Below are 12,202 nucleotides of genomic sequence, written 5' to 3'. Positions count from 1 at the left end.
GTTGTCCATGGTCGTAAAGAATGAAGCAGACCGTTATTTGCCTCAAATGCTGGAGCGGCATCTTCCCTACATTGACGAGGCTGTCATCGTTGATGATGGCAGCACCGATCAGACAATAAATATATGCGCGTACTTCTTGCAATCTATCCCGCATCGTATTGTACATAATGAGAGCTCACGATTCGAGCGGGAGCACGAATTGCGCAAGCAGCAATGGGAAGCAACGATTGCAACACGCCCGTCCTGGATTCTTAATCTAGATGCAGATGAGCAGTTTGAATTCAGCTTTAATCATGAGATTGAGGCTCTATTGCGTCAACAATTTGCAGATGTGTTCTACTTCCGATTATTTGATATGTGGGATGCTGATCACTTTCGGGAAGATCCATATTGGACAGCCCATCGTATTTATCGGCCTTTCTTAGTTCGTTATCGGCCGCATATTCGATATACTTGGCTGCAAACCAATCAACATTGCGGCAGATTCCCGATAGAGATTGAACGGCTGCCCTATGCATGCCACCCCGCACGAATCCAGCACTTCGGGTGGTCCAATCCTGTTGACAGGCTGTACAAGTATGAACGATATCGTCAACTGGATCCGGAGGGAACCTTCGGGATTAAGGCTCAATACGAATCGATATTGGCAGCGTATCCGACGCTCATCCAGTGGGAGGAATAAAGTCGATGTGATCGTTAAGCCGAGAGCTCCGATCAGGAGCTCCCGGCTTGTGTATAAAGGCATATATGCAGCAGTTATACGTTAATTGAATAGTCTAAGCGGGACTATATCAACAATTGCACCTTTCTTAAGTCCTGACGGTGAAGGCAGCACCACAAACAAACAATTGGCCTTCATAATAGAAATTGTCGCACTCGACATATCAACACCGACAGGACGAACAACCACTGCGCCGTCCTCCTGCGTCCGCATCACTCCTCTTACAAACCGCACAAACGTATCCGATACATGATAAGATTCTTCCAGCTTACCTCTCAGCGGAGTCCGATAAGGTTCAGAAACACCTTGCATCCGTAAGAGCGCTGGCCTCACAAACATCTCACATCCGACAAAGCAGGCGCTCGGATTGCCTGATAACGCAAATAGCGGCTTTCCATGGAGAAACCCAACCGTTGAGGGACTGCCTGGGCGCATTTTCACCTTGTTAAATAATAGCTCGCCATCCCAATTTTGCGTGAAATCATACAATATGTCGTGATCTCCTACTGAAACCCCGCCTGTTGTAATAACCGCATCATATTCTTGAAGCGCTTCTTGTAACAATTGAGTCAGCTGATGCAGATCGTCTGCCACATGCGGGAGCAAATATGGCGTACCGCCTGCTTCCTGAATTTGAGCCAAAAGCATATAACTGTTGCTGTTCCTTATCTTTCCAGCCTCTATATCGGCGCTTATAGACAACAACTCATGACCGGTAGAGATAATGGCTACTCTCGGCTTGGTGTACACATGAACATATTCATAACCAAACATCGCAAGCAAGGCCATCTCGCCAGCTTCCAATCGACTGCCTTTCTCGATCAGAAGCTGTCCTTCCACCATTTCTGTGCCGATAGCATTAACGTTCTCGCCTATGCTCACGGCTTGATGGACAAGGATCCTATCATCCACGGACTGCCCCGTCGTCCGCCGCTGCAAATCTGATGTCGCCTCTAGCTTGATGACCGCATCAGCCCCCTCAGGCAGTTGGGCCCCCGTCATAATGCGTACAGCTTCGCCTGTCTCAACCGGCCTCTTCCATACGTCTCCGCACGCTATGCTGCCCACGACCTGCAACTGAGCAGCCATGTCTTGCTTAACGTTACAGGTGTCCGCTGCCTTCACAGCAAAACCGTCCATCATAGAGCGCTGGAAATGCGGAACTGGCATGTTAGCTCTGATTGTCTGTGCAGTGCGCCGCATATAAGCCTGCTCCAATGGGATGACTTCAACAGATTCACTATTGATTCGATGAATCAACGCGTGCTGTGCTTCATAGATCGTAAGGGGATTACGCTGAAATCGTGCTTGATAATCAGTCTGCGATGGTTCCATAAGGTTTGCCTCCTTTATAGATTATCCTGAATATGCCTTCACGGATGCTGCCTGTCAATGGCTCCCGGCATTTACCCGCCTATTTGTGACATCGTACGGGTTGTCGGCTCATGCGACAGTTGCTGCCCTGACAACTCACGTGCCATCTCATGATTCAACGGTTTAGCGTCAAGTGATCGTATTAATGCATCCATTAATGCATGCTCATCTCCGATATATCGGCGGATTTGGAATTCGTCGGACCAGTACAGACAAGGCTTCAAGAACCCGTCTGCGGTTAAACGCAATCGATTGCACGTATCACAGAAATGCTCGCTAACGGGGTGAATGAGCCCAAAGCTGCCTAAAGCATTAGGCAGACGATAATATTCCGCAGGCCCACCATGTTCCGGTTTTGCGATCGGTACTGCTGATCTGCCTAATTCGCTTGCATAAAGTCGTTCTTCGAGTGAAAGGTAATTCTGCTTCCAGTCTGCTTGTCTACCTCCGATTGGCATATACTCAATAAACCGTACAGTAAGAGGTTGATCAACTGTAAGCCGCAGGAAATCATCAAATTCATCCTCATTGTACCCACGTACCAGCACCACGTTCAGTTTGATAGGAGAAAAGCCAATTCTGACACATTTCTCAATCGCCGTAAGCACTTTACTCAAGTCTCCGCCCCTCGTCATCTGCTTGAAACGCTCTGGCTGCAAGGAGTCAATACTGATATTAACTCGCTGCAAACCTGCTGCATGCAAATGCGCCGCCATATTTCCCAATAACAGGCCGTTGGTCGTTAAAGCAACGTCTATAATACCTGGGATGGACGCGATACGTTTGATCAATTGGGGCAAGCCGGGACGGACAGTCGGCTCTCCGCCTGTCAGACGGATCTTGCGAACACCCAGCTTAGCTGCTGCTCGTACTACTTCTTCTATCTCATCGTCTGTTAGCAGCTTATTCTGCGACATAAATTCCATTCCCTCTGCCGGCATGCAATACAAGCAGCGCAAATTGCAACGGTCTGTCACGGAAATGCGCAAATAATCGTGAACTCTGCCATACCGATCCACTAGTCGAGTCTCCACATGAATCCCTCCTAACTGATCTAGTTCTTTCCCCCGTATTACACGCTTCCTGCTTATTTTCCTCATTGTAACAAATAAACTGCTCAATAAAAAACAAGAGGATTGACTATGGTTCCAACACCCCATAGCCAATCCTCTTATCTTGTAAATTGATTCCGCATGCTTGGGTCAGAATGCCGTTGCTTCTGACATTACCGCAGATTCAGCTTCTGCCGTATGTGTCTTTACCTGTGCTACAGCAGCCTCACCTGCGGTACGCCCACTACGGATACAATCGGGCATACCAATGCCGTCGTATGCGAATCCCGCAATATGCACACCTGGCAGCTCCTCTTTAAGTCGGGAGCGGAATTGAGCCAGACTTTGCACATGCCCGACCGGATATTGCGGCATTGAACGATGAAGCCGCGTAATCTCCATAAATCTCGGCTCTACCTCAATGTCCAGCAGCTGCTTCAATTCATTCTTAACGGTTCGCTTTAATGCTTCATCAGGCCAGTCAACGCGCTCTTCATCGCCTGCTCTGCCTACATAACAGCGAATAAGCATCGTGTCTTCTGGACTCGTGTGTGTCCATTTGATTGACGTCCAGGTACAAGCGGTTATTGCCCGCTTCTCCTCTCGTCCGATAACAAAGCCTGTTCCGTCCCACTTATTCTTCAGCTTCGCACGGTCAAATGCACTGACAACGTTAGCTACAGACACATAATGGATATTATCTAACATCGACACATCCAGATAAGGCCGCAGCAATGGAGCCGTGTCAAAGGCAGGTGTTGTGAGAATGACCTGCTGCGCCGCGATGCTCGTATCGTCCGAAAGCAGAACCTCATATGTCCCATCCTCCAAGACATTAAGCTGAACAACCTCAGCCTCATTGCGGATGTTTACGTGCGGACTCAACTGTTCCCGCAGCCGATCAACAAGTGAGCCCAGACCATTTTTAAATGTCAAGAACATCGTTCCTTTTGCTACATCAGGCAGACCTGGCAGCGACTGCCCTTGCTTCCGATTTGCCATCATGCCGCGAATCAGACTGCCGTGCTTGCGCTCTACTTCCTCAAACTGTGGGAACGTAGCTTGCAAGCTTAGCTTACTCAGATCGCCTGCGTAAATGCCAGCAAGCAATGGCTCGGCCACATGGGATGTCACTTCATGGCCCAAGCGACGATCAAGAAAACTGCCAAGTGACTCGTCCTCTGTTGATTCTCGAGGCTTCTTCACCAGATCAAGCAGAGCTCTTGCTTTTCCCCATACAGAAATTAATCCAGTCTTCATAAACGGCTTTAATTGTGTAGGGATGCCCAGAACTAGCCCTGGCGGCATCGGATGAAGCTTGCCACGACACAGAATATAGGTCTTTTTGGCGTGTGGATTTGTTGCTACCAGCTCTGATTCAAGCCCAAGCGATTGAGCGAGCTCCACCATCGGCAGCTTGCGCGCCAGAAATGAATCAGGCCCTTTCTCTATGACGCAATTGTCACGTCGCAGCGTATTAATTTTGCCGCCTAATGACTTTTCTTTTTCGATAATAGTAATCGATATGGATGTTCCTTCGGCCTGAGCCTTCTGCCAAGCGTAATAGGCTGCGGACAATCCTGTCAGACCCCCGCCAATCACGACGATGTCTTGACGCTCGTTCATCATGAGCCCTTCTTTCTGCATCATTCGAATTCATTTCACTTCAAAAGATTGGACCACCGTTATGTTCTTATTGCTCTGCAAGCATAACGGAATCGGCCAGCACCTGAATGTATAACGGATCATGGTTCAAGGAACGCGTGCGCTTAAAGCCCACACCAAGTTCCTGTGCTCGCTGAGTAGTCTCAATGTCCAGATCGTATAACACTTCCAGATGGTCGGATACAAAGCCGATTGGAGCAGACAATACATGTGTCTTGCCTTCCGCTTTGACGGTTTGCAGCGTGTCCAAAATATCCGGACCTAACCACGGCGTTCCTGTCTGACCGGCACTTTGCCACGTGAATCGCCACTGGTCTTCATCTAGAAAACATTGCTCGGCAATCGCCTCGGACGTCTCGAGCAACTGCGCTGGATAAGGATCATTCATCTCCAGTATCCGAGTTGGCAGACTATGTGCGCTAAATAATACATGAACGTCTTCACTGCTGACGCCTTCTTGCTCATACGCTTCCAGCTGCTCTTTGACGCGGATCGCCAAAGCTTCCACCAGCTTCGGATGCAAATGATAGCTTTCCACTCCACGGAAATCGATGTCATGCTTCTCCGCTTCTTCCTTCGCGCGCTTTAAGTATCCGCCAATACTCATGACGGAATAATGCGGCGCCAATACAATACCGATAGCCTCATGTATTCCATCCTGCGCCATACTCGCGATGCCGTCTTCAATAAACGGTGCAGCATGCTTCAGCCCTTGATAGCACACATACTGTACATCCTGTGCAGAAGTGCGCTGGTCAAGCTCGGCTTGCAAAGCAGCAACCTGTAAATTTGTGTGCTCTCTCAACGGGAATACGCCGCCTACAATTGCCTCATAGCGGGAGCTAAGCTCCTCCAATTGGTCCGCAGAAGGCGGATTTCCGCGTCTAATATGCGTGTAATAGGCCTCGATCTGATCCATTCCAGACGGTGTGCCGTACGACATGACCAGCACACCAACTTTGCGTTTACTCATCCTACATGCCCCCTTACTTCAGCTTGGACAACTGTTCTTCAGAATAACGGTGAACGAACGCTGTCAACTGCTTTAATTTATCTAATGAAGCTTCTGGGAATAATCCATGCCCTAAGTTAAAAATAAAGCCCGGTTCTTTCATGCCAAGATCCATAATGTGCTTAGCTTCTCGTTCTATAACAGACATTGGTCCTGTTAATAAATAAGGATCTAAGTTGCCCTGAACAGCAAACTTATGGTCCAATCTGCGACGTCCCTCTTCTATTGATACGCGCCAGTCTAAGCCGATTACATTCGTTTGCAATTGATGCAGTAACGGCAGCAGTTCTCCCGAACTTACACCTGGGAAATAAATTTTGGGAACGTTAAGGTCAGACACCGCATGAAAGATACGCTCCATCGTCGGCAGCACATAGGTAGAAAAATCACGTGGCGACAACGATCCAACCCAGCTGTCAAATAATTGGAACGCCTTTGCTCCATGCTTGACTTGGGCGCGCACATATTCAATAACCATGTCCCCAAGCTTATCCATTAAGGAGAACCACAATTCCGGCGATTCATACATCATCGTCTTCGTACGGATGTACGACTTGGAAGGTTTTCCTTCGATTAAATAACTTGCAATCGTAAACGGTGCTCCTGCAAACGTAATAAGCGGAACATCCAGTTCACGATCCAGAATACGAATCGTTTCCAGAATATGACCCAGATCTCCTTCTGGATCAACTGGACGCAAACGATCTATCTGTGCTTTCGTGCGGATCGGATCGTGTATAACAGGTCCTACCTGCGCCACAATATCAAAGTCTACGCCGATAGAAGCAACCGGATTCATAATATCAGAGTACAAAATAGCTGCATCTACACCCAACTTACGTACAGGCATCATTGTCACTTCTGCAGCAAGTTCGGGCTGTTGGCATATTTCGAGCAGGCTGTACTTCTCTTTTATTTTGCGATAATCCGGATCATATCTGCCTGCTTGACGCATATACCATACCGGAAGACGGTCTACCTGCTCCTTGCGGCATGCACGAATAAATCGATCATTATATGTCATTTACGTATCCTCACCTTGAATGGAATAATGTACTTTTTGGAACAACCTACCGCTACCATTATGCCCTGTTTCTCATCTCGCCACAACTACACCCTTCTATGAAGCTATGACAATCTGTTGACATTCGTACGGAAATGAACCGGATGAATCATGTCCATATACCTTAATTATAGTCCTGCTGTAAATAACCTTTCTGTCTCGTCTGACTTGCAGTCGAGCACACATCACCTTAATGAACGAGTATGTTTCAAAGAGGAAACTCATAAAATCCTTTTTCTTGCACACCCTAAAGGCTAATCATGGTATGAAGGAGGTGTCTAAGCTGTGACTATGTCAACTTACGGGACCATCGAAGAGGATATCGACTGGAACGCCCTTTTTCTCCAGCGATTTCAGGACTGCGCTGATTTGACAATACAGGATATAGCTGATAAACAGATGACCCTTTATTACTTTGACCATCTGCTGGACAAATCGCAATATCACGAACTGGTATCACGTTTCTTTGAAGATGCATCTACGACTGTGGGTTTGCAGCGTCTCATACACGTCTGGAATGAAGTAGAGGGCCAGACGCCGGAGCAAATCCTCCAAACACTGGAGGAAGCCGTGCTGGATGGTGAGCTAGGTGGAATATATTGCGGCAAAATATATCGCATCTCGGCAGGAAGTCCTGACTCTCGTGCCATAGAATCGTCCAATAGAGAGGCGATCATAACTGGGCCGCACGACGCGTTTGTAGAGCAATCCACTACAAACATCTCGCTTATTCGCAGACGTATTCGTTCTCATTCCCTTAAAGTTCATAAGTTTGATGTTGGTCGATATCAGCCTGTTATCGCATACTTGCTCTATTTGGAAGGCACCGCTCATCCTCCTGTCGTTGATGAAGCCATAACACGTTTATCCAAGCTCAAATTAAAGCAGGCGCTTGACGGCAACGTCATCGCAAAACGGATTGAAGACAATTCGTATTCTATATTTCCGCAGTGGCTTGGAACAGAACGACCAGATGTAGTCAGCAATCATCTAATTCATGGAAAAGTAGCTATTATTACAAGTGAAAGTCCGACCGTTATTATAGCGCCTGCTCGTTTAACCGACTTTTTTGCCGTATCGGGCGATGCATATGAACGATGGCACTTCAGCTTATTTATCCGTATACTGCGGTTTGTTGCTTTTGCCCTATCGCTTGTGTTTAGCGCCTTCTACGTAGCCGTTACAACCTATCATTATCAGCTTGTCCCGCCTTCGCTTCTGCAAACCATCGTGGAATCGCGGCTGCGTGTTCCATTTGAACCCATGGTTGAGGCACTGTTGATGGAGGGTGTGATTGAGCTGCTGCGTGAAGCAGGGGCCAGGCTTCCCACAAAGATTGCTCAGACGATAGGCATCGTAGGTGGTCTTGTAATCGGTCAAGCCGTCGTACAAGCTGGTTTGGCCAGTAACGTACTAATTGTAGCCGTAGCAGCGAGCGCGTTGTCCTCCTTTATTGTGCCCAATTACACGATGGAGACGTCCATGAGGATTCTGCGATTTGTCAGCATTATTCTTGCTGGATATTTAGGTTACTTTGGTATTTTTTTATTTATTGCCCTGTTTGTTACACATGTCTGCCATCTAAGGACACTTAAACAAGAATATGTACTGCTAGATAATCTATTTCAATTTGCATTTTTAAGTAAAGAAAAGCTGCCGCACACTGTAGCTGATTCATCTACATCCCCTAAAGGAGAGTCTGACTCATGAACCCGCAGCTAAAAGGATACGCCGTTGCCACTCTCATCTTTATGGTTGTACGCGGAGTGCTGTTCTTTCAACTGCCGTCTGTCGTAACTAGAGAATTTGGAACAAATAGTTGGATCATGTTGATTGGTTATACGCTGCTAATGATCGGCGTTATGCGACTGATGTATGTGGGCCTGCACAAACATAAGCGCCAATCTATCTTCCAAGTACTGCAGCACCATTTTCCAAAATGGATCGCTCACCCACTTATTTCTTTTTCCATTATTCTTTACATCTGTATCGCCTTTGATATCGTGTTCACCTATGTAAAGATGCTGCAGTTCACCAATGACGTCACCGTTAATATCACCATGACAGGGTCGATTATGATCGTGGTTATTTTGTATATTTCCTATCACGGGTTGTATACGATGTCTAAAACGTCGATCGTTCTGTTTCTGCTGTCCATCTGGATTATTGCACTGGAACTGCTGCAATTTAACGATTTTACCTTAACCCGCTTAACACCCTTCTTCCTACAAGGCGGGGAATGGACAATAAAAGGGGCATTACAGGTAATCAGCGCCTTTTTAGGTTTTGAAATGCTGCTGATAATGAGTCCACATATCTCTCCTGATACCAAATGGATTCGTCATACAACCGGAGCCTTAACCCTTGTTGGTTGTTATTACACGATGTATTGCATTCTCGCTCAAGGCTTGCTTTCTCACTACCATCTTGTAAACGTACGATACGTTGTTCTGCGCCTATACGGAGCTACTAGGCTGTCCACATTAGAATATTTAACCGATCTATTGTTTATTTTCTTTCTATTCTCGTCACTCTTAAGCAGCAGCCTATATTTGTGGGGTGCGAATGAAGGGCTTAAGCAGATGCAAAAAAATGACCATAAGCTGCATAACTATGTCGCATTTGGCTTCGTATTGGTGCTGCTAAGTCATGTACCGCTTAATGAAGCACAGCGTGAGATCGTCACAACGGTACAAGGTGCGGCTGGCTTTAGCTTGTTGATCATATACATCGTTTTGCTGCTGTGCTTGCCATATAAGCCCCTTCAAGCTAATGCATCTGATCATCCGGTCGAACCCCATTCATCCTCCCAGCAGAAAGGGGTAAATCCGGGATGAAACGTGTAATTATGACTATGCTGGTGCTTGTTGCCCTGGCATCGTTAACGGTATCCTGTCAGGCAAAACGTATCATTAACCAGAACGGCTATATTCAGACCATCACCATCGACAAAACCGATGACCCGAATCAATATTTTTTTGGCATCATGTATGCAGAACCGCTTGCGGAAGGTAAAGCCAAGTCGACCTATCAAGGTTACAAGGCGCATGATTTCACAGAGGCTTACAATCATTTTACGCTGCAATCACGGTTTGCCTTAGTCGTGGGTCACGTCCGAAACATTATTATTAGTAGAGAAATTGCTGAGTCTGATGTAATTAAAGTGATCAGCAATTTATTATTTCAGCCTAAGTTTCCTTTAACGAGCCGAATTTTGGTGTATGAGGGACAAGCCAAAGATTTTCTACAGCAAAAGGAAGACCTAACAGACTTTCACCTGTATCTTTTGCTGGAAAAGCTGCAAAAAATTAATGATTACTCCTTATCCACCGTGTTTAACTTCGTACGAGATCAGCAGCAGCTTGGCATTGAACCGATTACCAGTATCGTAAAGCTGAAGAATGATGCGGTCATTGGAGGGATGTCCTTGTTTAGGGGCGGCAAAATGATAGGGATCGTACCTGAAAAGGAAGTGAATTATATGCTCTTGCTGCGAAATCACAGTATTAAAGGAGCTTTTTATATTAATGAGAACCAGCTTCCTGGAAATGAACCGATCATTTTGGACAACGCAAAATCAAGGCGTTCTATAGAAGTCGTACATACTGCACCTGTCCCTAAGATCATTATTCGGCTTCACATCACCAGTACATTAACAACGCCTATGAGTGAAACAACGCCAGAAGACAAAATATCGGAGGCACTGATTCAGGAAACACTTCAACGGAAGTTTAATCAATTTGTTCAAAGTGTTCAGGAAAAGGAGGCTGATGTAATCGGTGTAGGTATGCATGTACGCAATAAGATGAGATATTCAGAATGGAACGAGGCCAAATGGCCGAAGCTTTTTAAGAACGCTGATATCAAATGTATAGTTCGTTATTACAAAGAAAATGAGATCTAATGAAAATACTCACTCCCTATTCCCAATGAAGTTATCGAAAGCGATATGTCCGAAGTGTGATATAATAGGATCCAGTTGTTGGTATCGGACGAACGGTGACCTGAGAAAGCGGTGAATCGTTATGCAGCAATGGAAGTTGAATCTAATCATCTTATGGTTCGGCAACTTTCTAGTTATGGCAGGAATGACGATGGTTGTTCCTTTTCTTGCGCTTTATTTGCAGCAAGATATCGGTCTCACAGATCAACACCAGATCGGTGTCTGGTCTGGGCTTATCTTTGCGGGCAACTTTGTCACCTCGTTTATATTCCAGCCGATTTGGGGAAAATTTGCTGATAAGTACGGACGGAAAGTAATGCTGCTTCGTTCTGGGTTTGGTATGGCTGTGGTTACAGTGTTAATGGGCTTTGCGACAAGTCCCCTTCATCTGTTGCTGCTGCGCATGCTGAACGGTACCATTTCGGGCTTTAATCCTGCTGCCGTGGCGCTCGTTTCTTCTACAACCCCCAAGAAGCAAATGGGGTTTGCGATGGGTGTCTTGCAATCCGGTGCTGTCGCAGGTACCATACTTGGTCCGCTTATTGGTGGCTTGTTGGCCGACTGGGTGGGATATCGCCCCATCTTCTACATCACAGGCACGCTTCTATTTATCGGTTCGATGTTAGCGCTGTTGATGGTAAAGGAGCAGTTCAATAAGGAAGAAGCAATGGCCAAGCCGCAAATATCAGTAGTCGAAGGATTTAAGCAGCTTAGCCGAATTCCGCAGCTTACTGCATTGTTTGCGGTAACATTTTTGCTCCAGTTTGCCATGCTGAGCCCGATGTCGCTCTTGCCGCTCTACGTTCAGGATTTGCACGGATCACGTGAGAATCTCGCTTTTCTGGCGGGACTCGTCAGCGCGGTTACAGGCCTGTCTAATATGATTGCCTCACCGCTCCTCGGCCGACTAAGCGACAAGGTTGGATCTCATCGTATCCTGATGTTTTCTTTAATAGGTGCGGCATGCACCCTAATTCCGCAGGCCTTTGTCAGTACCGTATGGCAGCTTCTTGTCATTCGTTTCTTACTGGGCATGTTTATGGGTGGATTAATGCCTTCCGTCAATTCGTTAATTCGCAAGTACACGCCTGATGGCATGGAGAGTCGCGCCTACAGCTTTAACAGCAGTACGTTGGCACTCGGCAATGCGATTGGCCCAATCGTTGGCGGAGCATTATCCGGTTTTATTGGCATCGAAGGACTGTTTATTATGTCCGGCATCTTTTTATTCCTGAATGTAATCTGGGTGCGTTATTCTCTATACAGCCGTTCGCGATCTTCCGTTCGTCCGTAAACTAAGCGTTCGTTATCCATCATGTACAGGTCACACGAAGCATCACGCAAAAAGGCTGGCGCCTAAGCGCCAGCCTTT

At 46.7% G+C, this 12,202-nt stretch carries 10 protein-coding genes; 5 read left to right on the top strand and 5 right to left on the bottom strand.

The features are described from left to right. Positions 1–7 precede the first annotated feature (7 nt). On the top strand, positions 8–682 hold the full coding sequence (locus QP775_RS16550; protein ID WP_285107662.1) for a glycosyltransferase family 2 protein: 675 nt from the start codon (positions 8–10) through the stop codon (positions 680–682). 81 nt (positions 683–763) lie between these two features. Here the strand turns inward: QP775_RS16550 and QP775_RS16545 are convergent, their stop codons facing one another. The 5 genes from QP775_RS16545 to hemE form a co-directional block, all read right to left on the bottom strand. After that, entirely contained in the window at positions 764–2,056 is a 1,293-nt protein-coding gene (locus tag QP775_RS16545) for a molybdopterin molybdotransferase MoeA (protein ID WP_285107660.1), read from the bottom strand. Positions 2,057–2,127: 71 nt separating this feature from the next. After that, on the bottom strand, positions 2,128–3,129 hold the full coding sequence (moaA, locus tag QP775_RS16540; protein ID WP_285107658.1) for a GTP 3',8-cyclase MoaA: 1,002 nt from the start codon (positions 3,127–3,129) through the stop codon (positions 2,128–2,130). Positions 3,130–3,297: 168 nt separating this feature from the next. After that, positions 3,298–4,797, bottom strand: a complete 1,500-nt coding sequence (hemG, locus tag QP775_RS16535) for a protoporphyrinogen oxidase (RefSeq protein ID WP_285107655.1) — start codon at positions 4,795–4,797, stop codon at positions 3,298–3,300. Between the two features lie 43 nt (positions 4,798–4,840). Next, the gene (hemH, locus tag QP775_RS16530) at positions 4,841–5,785 is read right to left on the bottom strand and encodes a ferrochelatase (RefSeq protein ID WP_239326557.1); all 945 of its coding nucleotides are present in this window, start codon (positions 5,783–5,785) and stop codon (positions 4,841–4,843) included. Between the two features lie 13 nt (positions 5,786–5,798). Beyond that, the gene (gene hemE, locus QP775_RS16525) at positions 5,799–6,848 is read right to left on the bottom strand and encodes a uroporphyrinogen decarboxylase (RefSeq protein ID WP_239326555.1); all 1,050 of its coding nucleotides are present in this window, start codon (positions 6,846–6,848) and stop codon (positions 5,799–5,801) included. A 330-nt stretch (positions 6,849–7,178) separates the two neighbouring features. Here hemE and QP775_RS16520 point away from each other — a divergent pair, with 330 nt between their 5' ends. From QP775_RS16520 to QP775_RS16505, 4 genes are all read left to right on the top strand, one after another. Further along, a complete protein-coding gene (locus tag QP775_RS16520) occupies positions 7,179–8,597 on the top strand; it encodes a spore germination protein (protein ID WP_239327715.1) in 1,419 nt (472 codons plus the stop codon). Then, entirely contained in the window at positions 8,594–9,724 is a 1,131-nt protein-coding gene (locus QP775_RS16515) for a GerAB/ArcD/ProY family transporter (RefSeq protein ID WP_285107651.1), read from the top strand. Before QP775_RS16520 ends, QP775_RS16515 begins: the two co-directional genes overlap by 4 nt. Further along, positions 9,721–10,791 carry a Ger(x)C family spore germination protein gene (locus QP775_RS16510; RefSeq protein ID WP_285107649.1) on the top strand — a complete coding sequence of 357 codons (1,071 nt, stop codon included), beginning with the start codon at positions 9,721–9,723 and terminating at the stop codon, positions 10,789–10,791. Before QP775_RS16515 ends, QP775_RS16510 begins: the two co-directional genes overlap by 4 nt. Before the next feature lie 121 nt (positions 10,792–10,912). Continuing rightward, the gene (locus tag QP775_RS16505) at positions 10,913–12,124 is read left to right on the top strand and encodes an MFS transporter (protein ID WP_239326549.1); all 1,212 of its coding nucleotides are present in this window, start codon (positions 10,913–10,915) and stop codon (positions 12,122–12,124) included. Positions 12,125–12,202: the final 78 nt, after the last annotated feature.

It is taken from the genome of Paenibacillus sp. UMB4589-SE434, from assembly GCF_030226685.1.
GTDB lineage: Bacteria > Bacillota > Bacilli > Paenibacillales > Paenibacillaceae > Paenibacillus_B.
Note: the sequence above shows the minus strand (reverse complement) of the source record. Positions and strands in the feature narration are given on the sequence as shown.